The sequence below is a fragment of the Acinetobacter sp. RG5 genome, from assembly GCF_031844265.1.
Taxonomy (GTDB): Bacteria; Pseudomonadota; Gammaproteobacteria; order Pseudomonadales; family Moraxellaceae; genus Acinetobacter.
Genome location: NZ_JAUZUV010000016.1, coordinates 1 through 23,539 on the forward strand (window position 1 = coordinate 1; position 23,539 = coordinate 23,539).

General features: G+C 45.3%; 24 protein-coding genes. 11 read left to right on the forward strand and 13 right to left on the reverse strand.

Annotation, left to right across the window (positions count from 1 at the left end; all coding sequences use genetic code 11):
- Positions 1–90: 90 nt before the first annotated feature.
- Both Q9R21_RS11975 and Q9R21_RS11980 read left to right on the forward strand, forming a co-directional pair.
- Positions 91–471: a hypothetical protein gene (locus Q9R21_RS11975; RefSeq protein ID WP_253160188.1), complete on the forward strand. Its 381-nt coding sequence runs from the start codon at positions 91–93 to the stop codon at positions 469–471.
- Between the two features lie 144 nt (positions 472–615).
- The gene (locus tag Q9R21_RS11980; RefSeq protein ID WP_311204564.1) at positions 616–1,014 is read left to right on the forward strand and encodes a hypothetical protein; all 399 of its coding nucleotides are present in this window, start codon (positions 616–618) and stop codon (positions 1,012–1,014) included.
- A 73-nt stretch (positions 1,015–1,087) separates the two neighbouring features.
- Here the strand turns inward: Q9R21_RS11980 and leuB are convergent, their stop codons facing one another.
- From leuB to leuC, 4 genes are all read right to left on the reverse strand, one after another.
- Positions 1,088–2,167: a 3-isopropylmalate dehydrogenase gene (gene leuB / locus Q9R21_RS11985; RefSeq protein ID WP_311204565.1), complete on the reverse strand. Its 1,080-nt coding sequence runs from the start codon at positions 2,165–2,167 to the stop codon at positions 1,088–1,090.
- 42 nt (positions 2,168–2,209) lie between these two features.
- The gene (locus tag Q9R21_RS11990) at positions 2,210–2,773 is read right to left on the reverse strand and encodes a hypothetical protein (RefSeq protein WP_004729459.1); all 564 of its coding nucleotides are present in this window, start codon (positions 2,771–2,773) and stop codon (positions 2,210–2,212) included.
- Positions 2,774–2,860: 87 nt separating this feature from the next.
- A complete protein-coding gene (gene leuD, locus Q9R21_RS11995; protein WP_138742831.1) occupies positions 2,861–3,511 on the reverse strand; it encodes a 3-isopropylmalate dehydratase small subunit in 651 nt (216 codons plus the stop codon).
- 21 nt (positions 3,512–3,532) lie between these two features.
- Positions 3,533–4,966, reverse strand: coding sequence for a 3-isopropylmalate dehydratase large subunit (gene leuC / locus Q9R21_RS12000; protein WP_311204566.1), 1,434 nt, complete (start codon positions 4,964–4,966; stop codon positions 3,533–3,535).
- 259 nt (positions 4,967–5,225) lie between these two features.
- Here leuC and Q9R21_RS12005 point away from each other — a divergent pair, with 259 nt between their 5' ends.
- From Q9R21_RS12005 to ovoA, 3 genes are all read left to right on the forward strand, one after another.
- Positions 5,226–5,462, forward strand: coding sequence for a DUF2061 domain-containing protein (locus Q9R21_RS12005; protein ID WP_311204567.1), 237 nt, complete (start codon positions 5,226–5,228; stop codon positions 5,460–5,462).
- Between the two features lie 190 nt (positions 5,463–5,652).
- Positions 5,653–6,528, forward strand: a complete 876-nt coding sequence (locus tag Q9R21_RS12010; protein WP_005107972.1) for a LysR family transcriptional regulator — start codon at positions 5,653–5,655, stop codon at positions 6,526–6,528.
- A 149-nt stretch (positions 6,529–6,677) separates the two neighbouring features.
- Positions 6,678–8,852, forward strand: coding sequence for a 5-histidylcysteine sulfoxide synthase (ovoA, locus tag Q9R21_RS12015; protein WP_311204568.1), 2,175 nt, complete (start codon positions 6,678–6,680; stop codon positions 8,850–8,852).
- A 48-nt stretch (positions 8,853–8,900) separates the two neighbouring features.
- Here ovoA and Q9R21_RS12020 read toward each other — a convergent pair whose 3' ends face one another.
- Positions 8,901–9,149: a DUF2789 family protein gene (locus Q9R21_RS12020; protein WP_071852210.1), complete on the reverse strand. Its 249-nt coding sequence runs from the start codon at positions 9,147–9,149 to the stop codon at positions 8,901–8,903.
- Positions 9,150–9,310: 161 nt separating this feature from the next.
- Positions 9,311–9,961: an HAD family hydrolase gene (locus Q9R21_RS12025; protein ID WP_311204569.1), complete on the reverse strand. Its 651-nt coding sequence runs from the start codon at positions 9,959–9,961 to the stop codon at positions 9,311–9,313.
- A 182-nt stretch (positions 9,962–10,143) separates the two neighbouring features.
- Between Q9R21_RS12025 and Q9R21_RS12030 the strand changes: the two genes are divergently transcribed.
- From Q9R21_RS12030 to Q9R21_RS12040, 3 genes are all read left to right on the forward strand, one after another.
- Entirely contained in the window at positions 10,144–10,626 is a 483-nt protein-coding gene (locus Q9R21_RS12030; protein WP_004278502.1) for an RNA pyrophosphohydrolase, read from the forward strand.
- A gap of 89 nt (positions 10,627–10,715) precedes the next feature.
- Positions 10,716–13,013, forward strand: coding sequence for a phosphoenolpyruvate--protein phosphotransferase (gene ptsP, locus Q9R21_RS12035; protein ID WP_071852343.1), 2,298 nt, complete (start codon positions 10,716–10,718; stop codon positions 13,011–13,013).
- A gap of 42 nt (positions 13,014–13,055) precedes the next feature.
- Positions 13,056–13,556, forward strand: coding sequence for a hypothetical protein (locus tag Q9R21_RS12040; protein ID WP_311204570.1), 501 nt, complete (start codon positions 13,056–13,058; stop codon positions 13,554–13,556).
- Here Q9R21_RS12040 and Q9R21_RS12045 read toward each other — a convergent pair.
- Positions 13,553–13,732 (reverse strand): hypothetical protein, encoded by a 180-nt coding sequence (locus Q9R21_RS12045; protein ID WP_311204571.1) that lies wholly within the window; start codon positions 13,730–13,732, stop codon positions 13,553–13,555. The genes Q9R21_RS12040 and Q9R21_RS12045 overlap by 4 nt on opposite strands.
- Positions 13,733–14,351: 619 nt before the next feature.
- Between Q9R21_RS12045 and Q9R21_RS12050 the strand changes: the two genes are divergently transcribed.
- From Q9R21_RS12050 to Q9R21_RS12060, 3 genes are all read left to right on the forward strand, one after another.
- Positions 14,352–15,872: a catalase gene (locus Q9R21_RS12050; RefSeq protein WP_311204572.1), complete on the forward strand. Its 1,521-nt coding sequence runs from the start codon at positions 14,352–14,354 to the stop codon at positions 15,870–15,872.
- 95 nt (positions 15,873–15,967) lie between these two features.
- Complete coding sequence (locus tag Q9R21_RS12055) at positions 15,968–16,411, forward strand: DCC1-like thiol-disulfide oxidoreductase family protein (RefSeq protein ID WP_311204573.1); 444 nt, start codon at positions 15,968–15,970, stop codon at positions 16,409–16,411.
- A complete protein-coding gene (locus Q9R21_RS12060; protein WP_311204574.1) occupies positions 16,401–16,811 on the forward strand; it encodes a DoxX-like family protein in 411 nt (136 codons plus the stop codon). The genes Q9R21_RS12055 and Q9R21_RS12060 overlap by 11 nt, the downstream gene beginning before the upstream one ends.
- Here the strand turns inward: Q9R21_RS12060 and Q9R21_RS12065 are convergent.
- The 6 genes from Q9R21_RS12065 to hcaB form a co-directional block, all read right to left on the reverse strand.
- Positions 16,801–17,856 (reverse strand): MBL fold metallo-hydrolase, encoded by a 1,056-nt coding sequence (locus Q9R21_RS12065; RefSeq protein ID WP_219308282.1) that lies wholly within the window; start codon positions 17,854–17,856, stop codon positions 16,801–16,803. The two genes, Q9R21_RS12060 and Q9R21_RS12065, sit on opposite strands and share 11 nt — an antisense overlap.
- Positions 17,857–18,262: 406 nt before the next feature.
- Positions 18,263–19,198: a cation diffusion facilitator family transporter gene (locus tag Q9R21_RS12070; RefSeq protein WP_005261714.1), complete on the reverse strand. Its 936-nt coding sequence runs from the start codon at positions 19,196–19,198 to the stop codon at positions 18,263–18,265.
- A 202-nt stretch (positions 19,199–19,400) separates the two neighbouring features.
- Complete coding sequence (locus tag Q9R21_RS12075; protein ID WP_311204575.1) at positions 19,401–20,285, reverse strand: EamA family transporter; 885 nt, start codon at positions 20,283–20,285, stop codon at positions 19,401–19,403.
- A 168-nt stretch (positions 20,286–20,453) separates the two neighbouring features.
- Entirely contained in the window at positions 20,454–21,680 is a 1,227-nt protein-coding gene (gene hcaD / locus Q9R21_RS12080; RefSeq protein WP_311204576.1) for a 3-phenylpropionate/cinnamic acid dioxygenase ferredoxin--NAD(+) reductase subunit, read from the reverse strand.
- Between the two features lie 4 nt (positions 21,681–21,684).
- Positions 21,685–22,650 carry a 3-carboxyethylcatechol 2,3-dioxygenase gene (locus Q9R21_RS12085; RefSeq protein WP_005245895.1) on the reverse strand — a complete coding sequence of 322 codons (966 nt, stop codon included), beginning with the start codon at positions 22,648–22,650 and terminating at the stop codon, positions 21,685–21,687.
- Positions 22,651–22,723: 73 nt separating this feature from the next.
- The gene (hcaB, locus tag Q9R21_RS12090; protein WP_004278515.1) at positions 22,724–23,539 is read right to left on the reverse strand and encodes a 3-phenylpropionate-dihydrodiol/cinnamic acid-dihydrodiol dehydrogenase; all 816 of its coding nucleotides are present in this window, start codon (positions 23,537–23,539) and stop codon (positions 22,724–22,726) included.

Consider the following 23,539-nt stretch of genomic DNA (forward strand, 5'->3'; position numbering starts at 1 on the left):
CTTGAATTATTTATCAATCAATAAAATAATTTGACACAGTCTTATAAATTCACAACTATTCATTGAATTAAAACAACAGGTATAAAAACAATGAATATGAAATGCTTGTCCCTACTTTCCAGCTTGTTTCTCGTTGCGTGCGCTACCGGCGGCAATCAGCATCTGCATCAGTCTCTACAACCTTATGTGGGTCAAACTGCAGCACAGGTTCGTAGCCAGCTTGATCTTCGCGCAATGGGATTCAAGACCTCCCAGCAACCGATTCAAACCGCAGAATCTCTCAGCTACACTATTTTTCGGGATATGAATATTCCGATGGGCACGCCGAATATTAGTCAGAGTATCTCGATCGGTGCACCAATGCCGATGCCCTCAAATGGTGGTTATAACATTGAGATGAAATGCCAAATCTGGTTTGACCTAAAAGATGAAATTGTTCAAGCCATCCGCTATACCGGTAGAGCTTGCTAAGCTGTACTCATCGAGTTCAAAGCCTGTATCTAATTAAATCAGGGATCAACCTCACCACGCTAAACTTCTACCGTGTATCAAATCACAACAGTATTTTTGCATGGAATGCGCTTACACTCATTTTATTTGGTGTGAGGATAACTCATGAAGTTCACACTGATTTTAGCATGCTGCACAGCCTTGGGTTTGCTTAGTGCATGCAGCACCACCTCCTCAACGACTGCACAGCGTGATGCCTATTTACAACAGTTCATTGGGCAAAGCAGCCAACTGATCGATCAAACTCTGGATCTAAAACGTTTAGGTTACCAGCAGATCAGTGGGCCTGAACGCAGCGCCAAGCAATTAAGCTATGTGGTACAACGCCCCATTACCATTCCTTTGCCTGTAGCGCAGTTTCCTGCCACAGGAACAGGCACTGTACCGATTCCAGTGTCAGTAAGTCCTGCCGGCGGCTACGACGTCAAATTGCAATGTAAAATCACCTTCTTACTCAAAGATAATATTGCGACCGCGGTACGCACCACAGGCCGAACCTGTTAAGGGGTTTAAGCTTTGAAATTTCTATTATAAAAAAACGCAGCTCAAGGCTGCGTTTTTTTGAATCAAAACAGGCTTAGCTCAATGCAGCAACGACTGCTTGACCCATTTCAACCGTACCGACTTTTTGCATGCCTTCAGACATGATATCTGCCGTACGCAAGCCTTGATCCAAGACCTGACCTACTGCATCTTCAATGGCTTTAGCAGCGGCTTCTTCACGGAAGGTATAACGCAGCATCATCGCCACCGAAAGAATCGTTGCCAATGGATTTGCCAGGTTTTGACCGGCGATATCTGGTGCAGAACCATGACAAGGCTCATACATGCCCTTGCCATTTTCATCCAGAGATGCCGATGGCAACATGCCGATTGAACCGGTCAACATCGCAGCTTCATCAGACAGGATATCACCGAACAGATTCGAGGTGACAATCACGTCAAACTGCTTTGGCGCACGCACCAGTTGCATTGCGGCATTGTCGACATACATATGCGATAAATTAATTTCAGGGTATTCGGCATCTTTCAGCGCAGTCACTGTCTGTTTCCACAGCTCAGTCACTTCAAGCACATTGGCTTTATCCACTGAACACACTTTACCACCGCGCAAGTTGGCCATTTCAAAGGCGACTTTGGCGATACGCTTGATTTCAGACTCTGAATAAACGTCAGTGTTATAGCCTTGCTTCTCGCCATTTTCCAGTTCACGAATACCGCGTGGCTGACCGAAGTAAATACCACCCGTTAATTCACGCACAATCAGAATATCCAGACCCGCTACGATTTCAGGTTTTAAGCTTGAAGCATCAGCCAGTTGCGGATAAAGAATCGCTGGGCGCAAGTTGGCAAACAGGTTCAGTTCACTACGTAATTTCAATAAACCACGTTCCGGACGAATTGAACGCTCAATCGTATCCCATTTTGGACCGCCCACGGCACCAAGTAAAATCGCATCGGCTTTTTTGGCCTGTTCAGAGGTCACGTCTGGATACGGTGAACCATGTGCATCAATGGCTGCACCACCGAGTAAGCCCTGTTCCCATGTCAAATCAAGATTAAATTTTTCATTTACGCGTGTGAGTACTTGCTCTGCGGCTTTTACAATTTCAGGGCCGATGCCGTCACCAGCTAAAATCAAAATTTGTTTAGACATGAGATTTTCCGTTTAAAACGTCAGATTCAGACCTGACAGAGGTTAAATTTTCTTTTCTACAAACTCTGCAATCCCGGTGACTGCATTATAGGGTTTGCAAAAACGACGAATGGTTTTTTGCTCTTGTACCAGATCTACGCAAAGCGGATCCGGCGCCGAAGAATTTAATAAACTGCTGCTACGCGCACTACGGTCACGAAACATTTTTAAGCTATAGCGGTTATTGGCCTGAAAACGATGGAATACATGTAAAGTTTCCGCTTTATCCTTACTGATCGGATAAAAACGCACGACCAGTTCATGCTGTCCTGCCGGCACAGATAAATAAATCGGATTGGCCTGATTTAAATTTTTGGCCTGCAAGCGCACCAGTTTCTGCTTCAGCGCCTCATCACTGATGCGGCCATTGTCGGCGTTGACAATAATGGTCTGATTGAAGCGTTCGAACTGACAATCTGGCGTCCCTGTACAGTAGATCAGGGCATTGCTTTTGCTCTCAGTATTTTCTTTGGCATGTTTGAGTTTCATCGTGTCGATGCTTTGACATGCAGTCAACAGCACCGATACTGAACTTAAAGCAAGCCACTGTTTCCAATAATTCGCCATAATGTCTGTCTTACCCAATCAAAAAACTCAATAATCTTCCGATATTAGCAAGGGCATCGCAGTCATGCCATGACAATTTTTACTGATTTATCCATGAATTTCGGCAAATACCCAAGGACGCGATTGTTTGGTTTTTTCTTCATAGGCACGAATATCATCCGCCACCTGCAAAGTTAAGCCAATATCATCCAGACCATTTAACAGGCAATGCTTGCGAAATGGATCGACTTCGAACTTAAAGCTTTCACCTGTAGGGGTGCGAACTTCTTGTGCCTGCAAGTCAATGGTCAGTTGATAGCCTTCATCTGCCGCACATTCCTTAAATAACTGCTCAACAATATCTTCAGCCAAAATCACGGGCAACATACCGTTTTTAAAACAGTTATTAAAGAAAATATCGGCAAAGCTTGGCGCAATAACAGTACGGAAACCGTATTCACTCAAAGCCCACGGCGCATGTTCACGGCTAGAACCACATCCAAAGTTGGCACGTGAAATTAAAATAGACGCACCCTGATAACGTGGCTGGTTCAAGACAAAGTCCGGATTGATCGGACGAACTGAATTGTCCTGACCTGGATAACCTTCATCCAAGTAACGTAATTCATCAAACAAATTGTCACCGAAACCGGTACGTTTGATCGATTTCAAAAACTGTTTTGGAATAATTAAATCTGTATCGACATTGGCACGGTCTAAAGGTGCAACGATACCTTGTTCAACGGTATAAGCTTTCATGTCTGTGCTCCTACGTACCAATTAAAATGAACGAACATCAACAAAGTGACCTGCAATCGCAGCAGCGGCTGCCATGGCTGGACTCACCAGATGAGTACGACCGCCATTGCCCTGACGACCTTCAAAGTTACGGTTCGAAGTCGAGGCACAATGCTCTCCCGGTTGCAACTTGTCTGCATTCATTGCCAGGCACATTGAACAGCCAGGTTCACGCCATTCGAAGCCTGCCTCTACAAATACCTTGTCCAAGCCTTCCGCTTCTGCCTGAGCTTTCACCAGACCCGAACCCGGAACCACCATCGCCTGTTTGATTGAAGATGCGACTTTGCGACCTTTGATCACTTCGGCTGCAGCACGGATATCTTCAATACGCGAATTGGTGCACGAACCGATAAAGACACGATCCAGCTGAATCTCAGCCAAGGCCTGACCGGCATTTAAGCCCATATATTGATAAGCACGGTTCCAGTCATTGCGTTGTACATCGTCTTTGGCTTGTTCTAAAGTCGGTACTGCTTGAGACACTGGAATCACCATCTCAGGAGAAGTTCCCCAAGACACTTGTGGCTCAATTTCTTCACCTTGCAACACGACAACCGTATCAAAGTATGCGTCATCATCTGAATGTAAAGTATTCCAGTAAGCAACAGCCTGATCCCACTGTTCTGCAGTCGGCGCATAAGGACGGCCTTTAACATATTCAATAGTCTTGTCATCGACAGCGACCATACCCACGCGTGCACCGGCTTCAATCGCCATATTACACACGGTCATACGACCTTCGATTGACATGTCACGGAACACCTGCCCACCAAATTCAATCGCGTGGCCTGTACCACCTGCGGTACCAATCTTGCCAATAATCGCCAAGACTACATCTTTTGGTGTCACACCTTGACCTAATTTGCCGTCAACGCGCACTAACATGTTTCTCATCTTCTTTTGAACCAGACATTGGGTCGCCAATACATGTTCAACTTCTGATGTACCGATACCGTGCGCCAAGCAGCCAAAAGCACCATGGGTTGCTGTATGCGAATCACCACAGACCACAGTCATGCCCGGCAAGGTCAAGCCTTGCTCCGGCCCGACCACATGCGCGATGCCCTGACGGATATCATTAATATCAAATTCAACAATATTAAAGGTCTTGCAGTTATCATCCAAAGTTTGTACCTGGATGCGCGAGGTTTCATCTTCAATTCCGGCAACACCCTGTTCACGCTCTTTTTTCGAGGTCGGTACGTTATGATCCGGTGTGGCAATATTCGCGCTTAAACGCCATGGCTTGCGCCCGGCCAATTGCAAACCTTCAAAGGCCTGTGGAGAAGTCACTTCATGTAATAAGTGACGGTCGATGTACAGTAAGGCAGAACCATCATCACGTTGCGTTACTAAATGGTCGTCCCACAATTTATCATATAATGTTTTTGCTGTTTGGGTTGCGCCTGCCATGTCGATGTACTCCACTGGACTGGGTAAATTCTTTCTCTGATTTTGATTATATCGCTGCAATCACATAAATCTAATTTATCATTTTTATCAGTTAAAAAACTTTTTGGAATCTTTTAAAAGCTGAATCAAATCATGCTTTAGCTATATTGTCATAAATCTAATTTTCCGATTAAGTTATAAAAAATATTCCCTTTTACAAATCAAATGAGAATTATTATTATTTCTTCATCGACAGAGATTATTTTTAAGGAACTTCGACATGGCACATATTCAACGCTTTGTAGACAACAACCAGCGCATGTTCAAAAAGACCTTCAGCTACTACATTATGCACATTACTGTGGCGATGATTGTGGGTTACTTGGTAACCGGCAGTTTGACCATGGCCATTGCCTTAAGTTTATTAGAGCCAACGGTACAGGCAGTGGCTTTCTTCTTCCATGAAAAAATCTGGGAGCGTAATGACCAACAGCAGAATGAGGACATTACCGTCTAAACTCTTCAGTCGAGGTTCCTGATGAAAGACTGCCTTTATAGGTGGTCTTTTTTAGTTTTTAAAATGCCAAGGCTTTGAAAATGTATAGTAATTCAGCACTGCAACATAGATGAGCTAATTTTACTTTGATTTATTCTTAAAATATAACAATAATATATTTACACATAAAAATTCTTTATAGGTGATTAAGATGAATCTCGCAGCCTTTGAAGCCTTCGTGAAAGTCATGGAAACCGGTTCGATTTCTCTGGCCGCAGATCAGCTCTTCATTACCCAGCCTGCTGTCACCAAACGTATTCACAGTCTGGAAGAATACTTTGGGGTCAAGCTGTTTGAATCTGCCGGACGTGGTGTACAGGCCACCCACGCGGCGCACTCTCTGTTGCCTAAAGTGAAAAACTGGCTGAATGAACTCGGTGATATTCATTATACCTTGAGCCATGAACAGGGTCAGGTACAGGGCAAACTAAAAATTGGTACCAGTCATCATATTGGCCTGCATCATCTGCCGAGTCATTTGCGCCATTATGTCCAGGAATATCCGGACGTGACCCTGGATGTGCATTTTGTTGATTCCGAGCAAGCACATGAACAGGTAATTGCCGGCGATCTGGAACTGGCATTTTTAACCTTGCCGCCCCGTGGTGATGCGCGTCTGAATTACGTAACCATCTGGAATGATCCTCTGGTCTTTGTGGTGGCACCGTTTCATCCGCTGGCACAGCAAAAAAATCTGTGTCTGGAAGATTTGCTCGACTATCCAAGCCTGTTGCCATCATCACAGACCTATACCTCGCAAATTACTTTGGCCGAATTTGAAAAACAGGGTATTAAACCGAAAGTCAGTATGAGCAATAATCCGCTGGAATCAATCCGGATGCTGGTATCGATTGGCTTAGGCTGGTCGGTACTGCCAAAAACTTTGGTCAATCATGACCTTCACCAACTAGATATTAATCTGGAAATGAACCGTCGCTTGGGCATGGTCTGGCATCCGGGTCGTACGCAGTCCAAAGCGGCACAGGCTTTGGTTCAGCTCATGCAAGGCGCCTCGCTGTCTATTTAAGCTGTTCCTGAACATGCTGCATCCAAAACGGTGCAGCATTTTGTTACCTAAATACACCCCATCTGGCGATATCTTTCGAGTATTTTTAAGACAATTCCATTCTTTTGCAGTGCAGAGGAATGCTTAAACTATTCGATGGAGCCTGACGGATGCAGCTCGATTCTCCCCTAAAATCCCACTCTCAAGACAAAACCAATACAAGCAGCCTATGGCTTTCGGCCAAACCGATGCTGCTGCCCACGCCGGCACTTGATTTTGCCAATGAACAGACTGCCCGGCACGGCCTGCGCGAATATTTCCTGAATACCTTTGACACCTATGAGCAACTGTTTGAATGCCTCAAGCATGAAGATGCTTTTTTCATCAAACCAATTACTTTACGTCATCCGCTAATTTTTTATTTTGCGCATACCGCCACTTTTTTTGTCAATAAACTACTGCTCAGCAAGCTAATTAGCGAACGCTTAAATCCGCATTTTGAAAGTATCTTTGCAATCGGTGTGGACGAGATGAGCTGGGATGACCTGGACGAAGTACATTATGACTGGCCCAGTGTGCAGGAAGTCCGTGATTATCGGCATCAGGTACGTGCCCTGATTTTGAATATTCTTGAGCATGCTCCGCTGACTCTGCCCTTAAACTGGCAAAATCCGTGGTGGACGGTCATTATGGGCATCGAACATGAACGGATTCATCTGGAAACTTCTTCCGTGCTGATTCGCCAGCATGCTTTGGAACATGTACGCCAGCATCCGCAGTGGCGCGCCAATATCATTACCGGTATAGCTCCGGATAACCACTTACTGGAGGTACCTAACGGCAAGGTGCTTTTGCAGAAATATTTTAACGATCCATTTTATGGCTGGGACAATGAATACGGCCAGCATGAAGCGCAGGTAGCGGCTTTTGCAGCTTCCAAATATCTGGTATCGAATCAGGAATTTCTGGCCTTTGTCGAAGCACAAGGTTATCAGACCGAACAATACTGGAGTGAAGAAGGTCTAGGCTGGCTGCAATTTTCACAAGCTGCTCATCCCTGTTTCTGGCGCAAAACTGAATTAGGCTGGTCATTGCGACTGATGCTGGAAGAAGTGCCGATGTCTTGGGACTGGCCGGTAGAAGTGAATTATCATGAAGCCAAGGCCTTTTGTCAGTGGAAATCGCAACAGCTGGAAAAAACCATTCGCTTGCCGACTGAAGATGAATGGTATCGCCTGTATGCGGTTTCCGATCTGGATTCAGATTTACCGAGTCCTGAACAGGCCAATATTGAATTGAAATACGGTACCAGTTCCTGTCCGGTCGATCATTTCAAGCAGGGCGATTTTTACGATATTCAGGGCAATGTCTGGCAATGGACTGAAACTCCGATCTATCCATTTCAGGGTTTTCAGGTGCATCCGTTTTATGATGATTTCAGCACACCGACCTTTGACGGCCGCCATAACCTGATGAAAGGTGGCTCCTGGATTTCGGCGGGCAATGAAGCCCTATATAGTTCCCGTTATGCCTTCAGACGGCATTTCTTTCAGCATGCCGGTTTTCGCTACGTCGCCTCTGATCAGGCACTGCAACATTTCCCTTCGAACTATGAAAGCGACCAGCTGGTCTCCCAATATCTGGAATTCCAGTACGGTGATGAATATTTTGGTGTTGCCAACTTTGCCAAAACACTGGTCCATCTGGCACAACCCTATTTTCAGCAAACGCCATGTCATCGTGCCTTAGATATTGGCTGTGCTACCGGCCGCGCCAGCTTTGAACTGGCACGCTATTTTGATCAAGTGACCGGTCTGGACTTTTCTGCACGCTTTATCCAACAGGCAGTTTATTTGGCCCAAGGCCACAGGGTACGTTATCAACTGCCACTAGAAGGTGAATTAAGCGAAGAAAAAAGCTGTTCACTTGAAGATGTCGCTTTGGATCAGCTTGCATCTAAAACGGAATTTTTTCAGGCAGATGCCTGCAACCTGAAAGCACATTTTAGCGGCTATGATTTTATTCTGGCGGCGAACCTGATTGACCGTTTGCATCATCCGAAAGACTTTTTGGTGCAGATTCATAAACGTATGAATATAGGTGGCATTTTAATGCTGAGTTCACCTTATACCTGGCTGGAAGAACATACGGCGCGTAGTGAATGGTTGGGCGGTTTTCAGCAGGATGGGGAAAACATCACGACCTTGGCTGGTATTTCCAACATTTTAACCCAGCACTTTGAATTGGTGGCCGAACCCCAAGATATGCCTTTTGTGATTCGGGAAACGGCCAGAAAGTATCAACACACGCTGTCACAAGTCACGATCTGGAAACGGATTCGCTAAAGGTAAGGTGATGGCCTAAAAAAGCCAATCATACGATTGGCTTTTTAATCATCCTTCACTGGTTGAATTTTCATGTAAGGATTCATTGAGTTGATCTACCACAATCGCCCATTCGCCATCAGATGCTATTTTCTCGCTTAAAAATTGACGTTGTGCCTCTGACCAATACGGCGCATCCAGTAAAGTCAGATCTTTATGCAATTGATGCTCGTGAATAAATGTTGCAATACCTTCTGCACTGGCATCCAAGCCAAGCTGTTGGAACAGATGTGTCATACGCGGTCGAACGTGAGTCATATCTCATACCTCAGAATCTACTATTGTTATCATGTCCTGTTTTTCGAGCATAGCATGTCTGATTCAGCCGGACTGTGAAAAAACATTAATATTCCATTGAGGCAAATAAAAAGCACAACCGAAGTTGTGCTAAATAAATCACATTAATAAAGCTGGACTAGTTATATCGACCAGTCCTGTATTTCCCAACCCTGTTCTTGGGCTAGAGTTTCCAAGCGATCATCCGGATTGACTGCAATGGCATGATCCGCATATTCCAGCAAGAAACGGTCATTAATCGAATCTGAATAGGCCCAAGACTCGGTTACATCGCGACCTTCTAGCCATTGTTCCAGACGCACCAGCTTGCCTTGCTGATAGCACGCTGTATTGATGACTTTACCAGTATATTTCCCATCAATGACTTCAGCATTGGTGGCAATAATTTCAGTAATTCCGAATTCACGAAAAATGGGGGCGGTAATAAAGTCTGAAGTTGCGGTAATACCCACTAAGGCATGCCCTGCTTCACGGTGGCGCTCAATGGCTTTAAAACCTTCAGGACGCATTTGTGGACGAATGACTTTTTGCATGAACAGTTGATGTAATTCAACCAGATAATCATTGTCATGTTTGGTCAGAAACTGGAACACAAATTCATTATAGGCATAGGGATCTAACTGGCCTTTTTTATAATCGTCATAGAACTTGTCGTTCATGGCGCGATGCTGAACTGGATCGACCAGGCCCTCACTGACCAAAAACTCTCCCCAAGAATGATCCGAATCCGTGTTTAACAAGGTGTGATCGAGATCAAATAGCGCCAATTTCATGAAAATACTCGTTAAAACTGAAATTTAAGAAAAAAATTGTAAATCTATCTCCGCTAGTCGATAGAAATTCGTTAAGATCATAGCAATTTTAACATTTTTAAACTTTGCTTTTTTCGAGTTGGATAACGAAATAATGCTCCCCGATGGCAAAGGCATAAATTAAACAATTTTTAGGTAGCCAAATGATCGACTCTGAAGGTTTCCGACCGAATGTCGGGATCATTTTGGCAAACGATGCTGGACAGGTCTTATGGGCAAAACGCATTGGTCATAATGCATGGCAATTTCCACAAGGCGGGATCCAATATGGAGAAACCCCTGAGCAGGCACTCTATCGTGAGCTGAGAGAAGAAGTTGGCTTATTGCCCGAACACGTCCAGATAGTCGCGCAAACCAAAGGCTGGTTGCGCTATCGTTTGCCGCATCGATACATTCGTACGGACTCTGATCCGGTCTGTATCGGTCAAAAACAAAAGTGGTTTTTACTCAAACTCACGGCCCCCGTTCAGCATATTCAGTTGAATCTGTCTGATCCGCCCGAATTTGATCAATGGCAATGGGTCAGTTATTGGTACCCACTCGGTCAAGTCGTGAATTTCAAACGTGATGTTTACCGCAAAGCCTTGGTGGAGTTGTGTCAGCAACTGCCCCAGCAAAAACCTTAAAAAATCGCATAAATAATGCAGATTTTTTACGCGGCTATTGTTATAAATAAACTTCATTACTGAAATTCTGAATAGACGGAGCAGACCTTATGTCGAATATGCAACTGGACACCTTGAGACGTATTGTTCAGGAGATCAATGCGTCCACCAGTTTGCATGAATCGCTCGACATCATGGTCAAACATGTGGCCGAGGCCATGCAGGTTGATGTCTGCTCGATCTATCTGCTCGACGAACGCAATCAGCGTTATCTGCTCATGGCGTCTAAAGGCCTGAATGCAGAATCTGTCGGCCATGTGTCTTTGCAGACCGGCGAAGGTCTGGTGGGCCTGGTTGGACAGCGTGAGGAAATTGTCAATCTGGACAATGCCCCTAAACACGAGCGCTTCCTGTTTTTACCTGAAACCGGTGAGGAAATTTATAACTCCTTCCTCGGTGTGCCAGTGATGTATCGCCGTAAGGTGATGGGTGTGCTGGTGGTTCAGAACAAAGAATCACAGGACTTTTCTGAAGCTGCTGAATCCTTTCTGGTGACACTCTGTGCGCAGCTTTCTGGCGTCATCGCCCATGCCCATGCCGTCGGCAATATCGATGTATTCCGCAAGCCAAGCAACCTGCCCGCCTATAAAACCTTTCAGGGAGTTTCTGGCTCGGGTGGTATTGCCTTAGGTCGTGCAGTGATTCTCTATCCGCCAGCAGATCTTGCCGCAGTCCCTGACCGTGAAGCGGATGACATTAGCGAAGAACTGGAGCTATTAGATAACGCCCTGAATTCAGTCCGCGAAGAAATCCAGTCGCTAGATGACAAAATGCAGGATGCGTTGATGGCCGAGGAACGCGCACTGTTTAGCGTGTTCTTGCGTATGCTGGATGAAAATGCCCTGCCTGCAGAAATCAAGGCTTTTATTCGTGAAGGTCACTGGGCACAAGGCGCCGTGCGAATTGTCATTGACAATCATGTGGCACAATTCTCCCAGATGGAAGATGATTATTTACGTGAGCGGGTGGCGGACTTAAAAGATCTGGGCCGCCGCATTCTGGCGCGCTTACAGGAAGCCGATGCCAGTCACCGTGAACTGACCGATGAAAGTATTCTAATTGGTGAGGAAATATCGACGGCTGCACTGGTTGAACTGCCCGTGGATAAAATTGCCGCGATTGTCACCACTGAAGGTGCCATGAACTCGCATATGGTGATTGTGGCACGTGCTCTCGGTATTCCGACTGTGGTCGGTGTGACTGAGCTGCCGATCAACACCCTCGATGATGTAGAGATGATTGTCGATGCACATCAGGGTCGGGTCTTTATTAATCCGCCACGGCGCCTGCGCAGTCGCTATAAAGAAATTCAAAAAGAAGAAGAACAGATTGCCAAAGATTTGCGCCAGTACGAAACCAAAGATGCAATTACTCCGGACGGCGTCGCAGTAAAACTGTATGTCAATACCGGCCTGATGATTGATGTGGTGCGTGGCGTGCAGCGCGGTGCCAAAGGTGTCGGTTTATACCGTTCTGAAATTCCGTTTATGTTGCGTGACCGCTTCCCGGGCGAGGAAGAACAACGTGCGATTTATCGTCAGCAACTCAGTCATTTTGCCAATAAACCGGTGGTGATGCGAACGCTGGACATTGGGGCCGACAAAGACCTGCCGTATTTCTCGATTGAAGAAGAAAATTCGGCACTCGGCTGGCGCGGCATTCGTTTTACTCTGGATCATCCAGAAATTTTTTCTTCACAGATTCGCGCCATGCTCAAGGCCAGCATCGGACTGAATAACCTGCATATTCTACTGCCGATGGTGACCAGTGTCAGCGAAGTCGAAGAAGCCCTCTACCTGCTGGAACGTGATCATGCGGCGATTCAAGAAGAAGAACAGGTCAAGGTAAATAAACCAAAACTCGGCATCATGGTGGAAGTGCCGAGTGTGCTTCATCAGATTGATGAATTTTCCGAACTGGTGGATTTCTTCTCGGTCGGCTCCAACGATCTGACCCAATATCTGTTGGCTGTGGATCGCAATAATCCACGGGTAGCCAATGTCTATTCACATTTACACCCTGCAGTACTGCGTGCCCTGACCCGTCTGGTGCAGGACTGTCATCGTAATGAAAAACCGGTCAGTATCTGCGGTGAAATGGCGGGCGATCCGCTGTCTGCAGTTTTGCTCATGGCCATGGGCTTTAATACCCTGTCGATGAGTTCCAGTAATATTTTGCGGGTACGTAAAACCATTTGTCATGTTCCGATGAGTGATGCACAGGAATTGCTGCAACATGTGTTAAAAATGGACAATCCGCTCATGGTAAAAAGCTGGTTAGAATATTATTTCAGAACCCATGGTTTAGGGGATATGGTGAAATCTGCATCACGTATGGTGAGTGCCTAATACGGGACTTTTTCCAGTCCCTCGACAGTGGTAGAGGTGGTTATGGAATTTCTGGTCATCCTGTTCATGATTGTTGCGGTGTTCTATGTGGTCATTCTTGCACCGGCCTTGGCTGCCCGCAAAGAAGCTCATAATTCCGGTTCATCTTATATACGCCCCGCCAGCAATCGAGCAATGAGCTATGCCGATCGGCCTAAAATGACTCCATTATTGGGCATTGAAATTTCGGCATCGCAACGGCGGCGTTTAGGCAGAGATGACCCCTCCGTCATTGCTGCCAGACTCTATCACCAACAAAAAGATCAATTTGCCAGTTTTCAGCAGGCCAGACCACAGCCTCATTCCCCTCACCATGAAGCACCAGTGCAAAGCAAACTCAATAAATTCTTTAATGACTTAATCGCGGATGAATCGACAACATCATCCCGGTATCCAAATCAATATTCGCAAACTCGTAACAACCGGCCTGTCGCCCCGCTCTCTCCAGTTAAAACTAATCCTAAGCAGCCCCCACGTCGTCCCCAGCCACCTTACAGACCTTAAGCGGCCATTAAAAAAGGGCGATCTTCCATGGAATATCGCCCTTGTCTGTGCTTGTTGTAGCCACGTTTTAAATTTTTCTTTCGATCTACAAAAACCTGGCTTTTGTTGACTTCATGCATGTGTTTTGCCACAAAATTGTGGATCACTACCTGCTCGGCTGTTTTTTTCTTGGCCATTTTACTCTCTATGTGATTTTGAGGAAGGAGTGAGATAATTATAGGGCCGACTGACTAATTTTCAAGCATATTTGCCAATGCTTTTTTAAAAATAAAGACCATCTGGATAGGATTTTCTGTATGCAAAAATGCGAGCTATAGCCAGAAAACACCCTTATTCCATTCATTATTTTTATGGGTTTCTTCAGACCAACAAAACTTGATTAAAAAACTATTTAAAATAAATCAGTTATAAAATGTATTTTAAATAACACTTTTCACTTATTATTTTTATCCTTTGATAAAAACATATTATGGACTTAGATATTGTTATTTTCGTTTAATCCCATTCATTATTTGAGTTATTCAAAATATATAGAATTTGATATTGTCAGAGAGTGGAAAACCCGTTACTTTTTAAAAGTAACCATTTAATTTTCAATATTTTAAACTTTATTAACTTTAAAAATACGTTTTGAGTGAGCTCACTCAATTATATCCTGAATTCCGTTTTGTGCTGTAACACCCTTTATTTAAAGATATTGTAAATATAGTGAAACCTGATTTGATTAGCGTATATCTCAATATTTTATGAATACTAGATAAACGACACAAGATATTCAAAACTTGGAGAGGAAAGATGAGCCAAGATTTTAAAAAATGCCCTGTCACCCACCTGACCACTGAAGCTGGTGCGCCTGTGGTCGACAACCAGAACAGTATGACGGCAGGTGCGCGTGGACCTTTGCTTGCTCAGGATTTATGGCTGAATGAAAAACTGGCCAACTTTGTCCGTGAAGTGATTCCAGAGCGTCGTATGCATGCCAAAGGTTCAGGTGCTTTCGGCACCTTTACCGTGACCAATGATATTACCCAATATAGCCGCGCTAAAATTTTCTCTGAAGTCGGCAAAAAAACCGAAATGTTTGCGCGTTTCTCAACGGTGGCAGGTGAACGTGGCGCAGCCGATGCAGAACGTGATATTCGCGGTTTTGCCTTAAAATTCTATACTGAAGAAGGCAACTGGGATCTGGTCGGCAATAACACCCCGGTGTTTTTCCTGCGGGATGCCCGCAAATTCCCTGACCTGAATAAAGCAGTCAAGCGTGACCCGAAAACCAACAAACGCAGTGCCACCAATAACTGGGATTTCTGGACACTCTTACCCGAAGCTTTGCATCAAGTGACTATTGTCATGTCAGATCGTGGGATCCCGACTGGTTACCGTCATATGCATGGTTTTGGCAGCCATACCTTCAGCTTTATCAATACCAAGAATGAACGCTTCTGGGTAAAATTCCATATGCGTACCCAGCAAGGTATTCAAAACCTGACCGATGCTGAAGCTGCAGACTTGATTGCTAAAGACCGTGAAAGCAGCCAGACCGACCTGTTTGATGCCATCGAACGTGGTGACTATCCAAAATGGAAAATGTACGTTCAGGTCATGCCAGAACTGGAAGCCGAAACAGTGCCTTATCATCCATTTGACCTGACCAAAGTCTGGCCAAAGGGCGATTATCCACTGATTGAAGTCGGTGAATTCGAACTGAACCGCAATCCGGAAAACTATTTCCAGGATGTAGAACAGGCAGCCTTTGCACCAAGTAATCTTGTACCGGGCATCAGCTACTCACCTGACCGTATGTTACAGGCACGTTTAGTGAACTATGCCGACGCAGCGCGTTACCGTGTTGGCGTGAATCATTCACAGGTTCCAGTCAATGCTGCACGTTGTCCTGTACATTCGAACCGCCGTGATGGTCAAGGCCGCATGGATGGCAACTATGGTTCATTGCCACATTACGAGCCGAACAGTTTTAGCCAGTGGCAGGAGCAGCCGGAATTCAGAGAGCCACCATTGAAAATCACCGGTGATGCCGATTTCTGGGATTTCCGTGAAGATGACAATGATTACTTCAGCCAACCCCGTGCCCTGTTCAACCTGATGAATGACCAGCAGAAACAGGCTCTGTTTAATAACACGGCCGGAGCGATGGGTGATGCACTAGATTTCATCAAATACCGTCACATCCGCAACTGTTATAGCTGTGATCCAGCCTACGGCGAAGGCGTAGCACAAGCACTCGGCATGACTGTAGCAGATGCCCAAGCAGCACGTGAAACCGATCCAGCCAAAGGTTTGCCTAGCTTTCTCTAAGCCAGTTTAGACATGTATAGAAACCACCTTCGGGTGGTTTTTTATTGCGGCATCAAGCACTATAGAAGCAAGTCAGCACAAAAAGAAATACAACAATGCATCCGAATATTGAAGATATCATTCAACAACACGACATCATTGTGTTTGATGCTGTTTGCGTGGTCTGTAATGGCTGGGCACGGTTTGTGATTCAATACGATAAGAAGATACAGTTTAAACTGGTTTCCGCCCAATCGCCTTTAGGTACAGCACTGCTCGAACATTATCAGATGTCCACTGAACATTACACCACCATGCTCGTCATTCAAGATGGCACACTCTATACGGAATCGACTGCATTACTGAAGGCGCTGCAGCATCTCGGTTTTCCCTTTAATTTAATGAGCGCAGGTTATTTGGTTCCGCGTTTTATCCGGGATTTTCTGTATCGTGTGGTCGCTTTAAATCGTTATACGCTGTTTGGCAAAACCGAGTATTGCCTGATTCCATCCAGCGAAAATAAACGTCATTTTCTGGAAGAAGCTGTTCGTGAATCCTAAACCTGTATTCCTACAACCACTGCGTACTATCCAGCTGACTTTGGTCATACTATGGCTCTATCAGGGACTCATTCCAAAAATTCTGTTCCAATCACCCGCTGAAATTAACATTTGGCAAAATATGGGTTTTGAGCTGGCACTGGCCAAAGTCTTGGTTGGGCTTTCCGGAGGATGTGAAATGCTATTTGGCTTATGCTTTCTGAAATGGAACCGGTCCATACTCTTGCATGGGTTGAATATTCTCGGACTTGCTGGATTACTACTGCTGATTGCATTCACAGCCCCGTTGCAACTTACTGCAGCATTCAATCCTGTGGTGATGAATACCGCCATGCTGATGCTTTCTGTAGTGGCCATTCAACTCATCCTACAGGAACAGAGTAAAACATTTAGACAATAATCCGCTTGCCTTCCCGTATGCAGTAAAATGGATTAATCAACTTGGAAGAATGCTTGATGATCTCATGTAACTCATGTTCCGGTGCATCCCGGTCTTCATCCGTGAGCTGAAAAGTACGGTAATGAATCGCCAGTGAACATTTGGCCTGTAAGTCATGATGGGCATGAAAGGCATCTTCCGGATTCATATGGATCGCACGCATCAGTTCACGTGGCTCATACGCTCCTATCGGAAGCAAGGCAATCCGCGGTGCACCCAGACGTTTACGGATTTCTTTAAAATGCGAGGCGTAGCCGCTATCTCCGGCAAAGAAACAATGTTCCTTACCATGTAATAAAGAAAAGCCTCCCCAAAGTGCACAGTTCTGATCGCGCATGCCACGTCCTGAGGCATGTTGAGCCGGCGTATAGACAATCCGGATCTCTTCAAAAAAGGCATTTTCCCACCAGTCCATTTCATGCACGGTATAATGTTCTGGCAAATACCAGGCATTACCCAGACCGGTATAAATCGGCATCTCAAAAGTGTTGTACAGCCATTCCAGACTGGCCAGATCCATATGATCATAATGGTTATGGCTAAGTAGTACAGCATCAATCTGGGGTAACTCATCCAGAGCAATGCCAGCCGGAATGACCCGCTGCGGCCCTGTGGAAGCCGATGGACTGGCATATTCAGCCCAAACCGGATCAGTCAGGAAGTTATAGGGGCCGATCTGAATTAATGTGGTGGCGTGACCAATAAACCAAACTTGCCAGTCATCCAGAGCTGCATCTGGACGCTGCTGTGGCAATGCGCGCGGACGAGAAAAAAACTCGGCACGCTCTTCATCAAGATTAACATTCCAGGTTTTGGATTTTCGGGTAATGAGCCATTTGTATAAATCAAAGCGACCACGCGATAGAGAAGCATGCTCAAGATTACGAAACTGTTTTCCGTCGAAATGATCTGAATGCAGATACTCAAACACTGGCTTAGACCAGAGATGTTTCCAACTGGATTCCGTGATTAACTGGAATTTTTTAGTTTTGAGAAGATCTTGCATAAACATCCACTATTTATTATTCGCTATATGCAAGACAACAACCTCTTGAAATGGTCAAGCGGTGCATCTTTTAATGAGCATACAAACTAAAAACAGGCACACTACAACATAGTATGAAATCCGTCACAGAAAATCATGTATGTTTTTGTTATTTTTAGCAAAAAAATGGCATTTCATCGACCTTATGGCTGGCTGAAGTCTTGGATTATCTAGAAAAATATTGCTCTTGTCCTTCTGTCTAAAAATACAAAATGATACTCAATATTTATAAGCCCATGCTGACAAAAGCATGTCTGCCCATTGATGATTTTATGATGAAATTCGCCATACCTCAGTATCATCACATCAATTGTGCGAGAAAGGCAAGTTGAGATCAAAATACCAACCTCAAGCGTTTTTTAGATCTTTATACACGACCTTGAGTTCGTTCCAGCCATACGGCCTTGGTTTGGGGTTTCACAAATAAAGCAATAATTTCCGGGTGCAGCTGTTTAATCTGCGCTTCGATCCGGTTGACACAGGCTTCAATTTCATCAGAAGTTAAATCATCTTTAAATTCCAGACTCAATGATGCAATGACTTGCTGAGCGCCCATCTGCTCAGTCAATACCCCATTGGCGCTGAAAACGGCCGCATCCTGTTGAGCAATGTTCAATACATCTTCACGCAGTTTTGGATCTGCCGTTTCACCCAGTAACAAACCTTTGGTTTCACGTGCCAGAAACCAGGCAGAAACCGCCAGAACAATACCAATTAAAATCGATGCGGCACCGTCCAATTCAGGAATATTCAGTTGATGCGCCAGAAAGATACCGACCAGAGCAATCACCAAGCCGACCAGGGCGGCAGTATCTTCAAATAACACGGTAAAGGTCGTTGGATCTTTACTGTGTCGAAAGGCTTCAAAATATCCCAGATTTCCCTTTTGTTTACGAAAGGTTTTTAAAGCCACTGACCATGAAAATCCTTCAAAAAGAATCGCCAGACCCAGCACAATATAATTGATCAATGGATCCTGCATGACTTCAGGCTGAAGAATATGCTGTATCCCTTGATAGATGGACACAATCGCACCCAGGGCAAAAACCATCAGTGCCACAATAAAGGCCCAAAAATACAGTTCACGCCCATAACCAAAAGGATGTTTGGCATTTGCCGGTTTTTCTGATTTTTTCATGCCATATAACAGTAAAATTTCATTCAAGGTATCTACTACGGAATGAATTGCCTCACTGAACATGGCAGAACTATTGGTTATATAGGACGCAACAAATTTCACCAGCGCAATCGCCAGATTACCAAACAGGGCTGCATAAACTACGATTTTATTGGATTCAGACATCCTGACACTGTCCTAAATAAGCTTGTGCAAGCTTTAATGATTTATGTATCAAAATCTTAATCATTTATTTTTGAAAGTTGTTTTACAAATTGTTGCTTAGTCATGATCTCTCACGTTGTTGAATCACTTTACTCTCCACTCAAATAATAAAAGGGCTTTCGCCCTTTTGATTTTTACAGTTTTAATGCTTGGAAAAATACTGCTAGCGCCACTCTTTCCAGAAATACATGATGATCCCGAACATCACCACCGCAATACCGGCAAAAGCATGACTGCTGATAATTTCATGATTTAAGGTTGCTCCCAATACCAGAGCGATTACCGGCGTCATCACATTACTCAATGAGACGGTCGAAGCATTTAGACGGCGAATCAGCCAGAAATAACACAGCATTGCCACAATCGAGGACATGATCATGGTAAATACGAAACCGATCATTGCCTGTGTGCTAGGCAACTGAGTCGGCATATGTTGCCAGATAAACGGTACTAAAACGAGTGAACCAGCCGCGGAGACCAGCAATGAACCCGTCGCTTGCGACATCGGACTCAAGGGTGCACTGATCTGCTTAACCCAGAAGATCGAGCTGATATAAGACACCATACTGATCAGCATCAGCACCACCCCCCAGGGATTGATCTTGCTGTCTGCCGAGTCGGCAAAAACAAAACATAAACCGGCGACGGCCACTGCCATGCCGAGCCATTGCAGCCAGATCAGTTTATGGGTTTTTAAAATCATATGCCCGATCAAACCAGCGATCAGCGGTGAAAAACCAAAAATTAGTGCCATCAACCCTGAGGTTAAATAATTGGCTGCCAGATAAATAAACAGCTGCGCACCGATTAAATTCAAACTGCCTGCCAGATAACTTTTCATTGAAGTACGGTCAAAAGGCAGCTGGTCGCGCATGATCTTCAGCAGGAACAGTGCAATAACCGAGGCACCGAAATAGCGAATGATCAGCACCCACATCGGGTGAATCTCGGCCACGCTCCAGACAATCGCCAGTGGCGTTGCTGCCCAGATCAGTACCAATAAAGCGTAAATACTTGCCGTGACCGGCAATGATGATGAAGAACTCATAAGTCTCCTAAACGAGGCCAAGAAGTTCTGGATCAGCAACTTCAAAAATAGCGTATAGCGAATTCATGCTGAGATGAAGTTTTAATTTTTGATAAATTCATCAAGTTTCGTGCATAAAAAACAGACCTATGCAAAACATAGGTCTGTCCCAAGATATCTCAATACAACTTAAGCAATTTTGCGTAAGTCTTGTGCGATATCCAAATGTTTTTCAACATCAAACGCCGTATTTTTGCTGATCATTTTTTTCAAATGACGCATTTCTTTGGCTGCATTCACGGTAATCCCGCCAACGATCTGACCATCGGTCACACCATACATCACGAATGAATTGTCTGCACCTTTGGCTGCATCCATTTCACCACGAATATGCCATTCAGCTGCGGCCATATCACCAACAAACTGGAAGTTGATATTCAGCTGATCCGTCCAGAACCAGGCCGGATTGGCTTTCGGATGTTCCACACCCATCACGTGACGCGCAAAGATACCTGCCTGCAGGTTGGCATTTTCCCAGGTTTCCACACGGCGGTGATTGCCACAGTCACGTAACTGAGTCGCAACATCGCCTGCTGCATAAATATCAGCATTCGAGGTTTGGCAGTTTTCATTGACTTTAATCGCAACATCAACGTCCAGACCTGCATCTACGGCAAGCTGTGCATTTGGCACGATCCCGATCCCGTAAACTACAGCATCGGCACGCAGTTCTTCACCGCCTTCCAGCGTTACCACCACTTCTTCACCATCTAAACGGCAATCTGTAATCTTGGTTTCAAGACGCACATCGACCTGGTTTTGACGATGCTGTTCCAGCAGGAATTCACTCAGAATCTGTGGTGAACAACGACCCATCACCATTGGGCCCATTTCGATCACAGTCACCTGACAATCTTTGTAACGTGCAGATGAGGCAAGCTCAAGACCAATCACGCCACCACCGATCAGGATGATACGGCGACCGGCTTGAAGCACAGGCACCAGCGCGTGTGAATCTTCCAGGTTACGCAGGGTATAAACATGTTTGCCCAAAGCATCAAAATTAGGCAAACGGCGCGCAGCACCACCTGTTGCAAGCAAGAGTTTGTCATAAGCAACAACATCACCGTTAAGGAGTTCAACGGTTTTCGCAGTCGCGTTGATTTTCGCCACACCATTTCCACGAATTGTTTCCACCCCTAAATCTGCCAGTTTCTGTTCCGACAGGATTTCGATCTTGGTTTCTTCAGGTTTTAGAATCACATCTTTAGACAACGGTGGACGCTCATAAGGAAGATGGCTTTCATCACCAATTAAGGTAATTTTGCCTTCATACTTGTTGCCACGAAGTTCTAAAATTGCGCTCGCACCTGCCTGGCCAGCACCCACGATCACGATGTTGTTTACGTTGCTCATTTTCTTAACCTTTTAACTCTGCAGATACGATACCGAAGCCGGCAATCCATTCGCTGATGTCTTCATAGCAATGCGTGGTCATTTCATACTCACCCATTTCGCTTAAGGCAGCGAAGGCAGCCATCCAAGAACGGACTTCCTGACCACCACGACCACCATCACGGCGGATTTCAGCTTCAGTCATCGCTTCTAATGTTGCAAAATCAGCGTTCTTGAAGGTTTCTAGCAGGGCAATATCCCATTCAGCATTCAGAGGCACGGCAACTGACGTATCCCCTGCTGCCAGCTTTTGACCCACTGCAATAATTTTGGATTGACGTGCATGACGTGCTTCAGGCGTTGGATAACGGCCTGCAATCAGGAACTCTTCCACTTCTGGCGGTACTGCACCCATTTGCGGTGTAGGTGGATCATGTGACAGACCACCGGTACCTAAAACAAGCACACGCTCGTTTTCAAGGTTTAAAGACTTGATGTATTGACCCACAGCACGGCCCAAAGCGATGGTACGCTTGGTGGTTGGCATAGGTGCAGCAGCGCCATTAATAAAAATTGGAATCGTTGGATAACGGTCAAGTTTGCCTTCACACAGGAAATGTAAGGGCTGAGTCACGCCATGGTCAGCCTGCATACGGTATGAGTAGGCAACATCCACGCCTTCATCCAGTACACGTCGAACCAGATCTAATGCCTTGTCTTCAGGTACATCAATATGGTCATTGTCCTTGCCATAATCCCAGTCACCTGCAGCTTTGGCACGAATACCGACGCAGAAACTTGGCATCAGGTCATAGAAGAAACCATTAAAATGATCTGGACCAAAAGTGATGATCAGGGTTGGGTCGTAAGCTTTTACTTCAGCAGAGAGTTTTTCAAAAGCAGCACGAACTTTTTGCTTTTTTGATTGATCTTGAGGTGAAGCAAATTCCATTAAAGGACTGTGCGATGCACAAATAAGTTTAACGGCCATGAGAGACTCCTAGAAGGAAAGCAGCCCTGAGAGAAGAGGCTGCCGGTAAGTCCATTTGAATGAGACTAGATGTTTATTCGTCAAAGAAACCTGCACGTGGCTGACGTAGGCCACGAATACCCAGACCGCATTCTGCATTGATCAGAACACCAGTCAAAGGACGGTTGTTTTGACGAGATGCCAACAGCACGTATGAACCGGTCATATCTTCCGGTTCAGGCAAGAAATTCAGTGGCATGCCACGTGCAATTTTCTCAGGATCACGTGCATCGAGCAGGCCCACATTTTCCTGACCCAGCGATGCCGCACCTTTGATATTCACATTCATACCTGACGGTGCAACAGCGTTCACTCGTACTTTAGGCGCAAGCTCGTAAGCCAGTTCTTTCATAATCCCGACACCCGCATGCTTAGATGCAGTATATACAGGGCCTCCGCCAGCGGAGTACAGTGCCGAATTAGACAAAGTAAATATGATAGAACCTTCAGAAGCGATCAATGCATCCAGTGCAGCTTTCGCGCCCAAGATCAGAGACTTGGTATTAATCCCCATAATCTCGTCAAAGGCTTTTTCCAGCTGCTCGCCAGAGGTATTGACGATATCAGCGTAATGATCCCAGATACCGGCATTACCAACGAAACAATCGAGTTTACCGAAACGTTCTACAGTTGCTTGAACTGCACGAACGTTATCTGCATAGCTGGCTACATCACCTTCGATCGCAAGAACTTTTCCACCGAAGTGTTCATTTAATGCATCCACTTTAGCTTTTGAACGTTGAAGAACCGCAACTTGTGCACCTTCCTCAATAAAACGCTCGACCAAAGCCCAGCCTAAGCCTGAACCACCACCAGTAATAAGTGCAACTTCGCCTTGTAGCCAACCCAT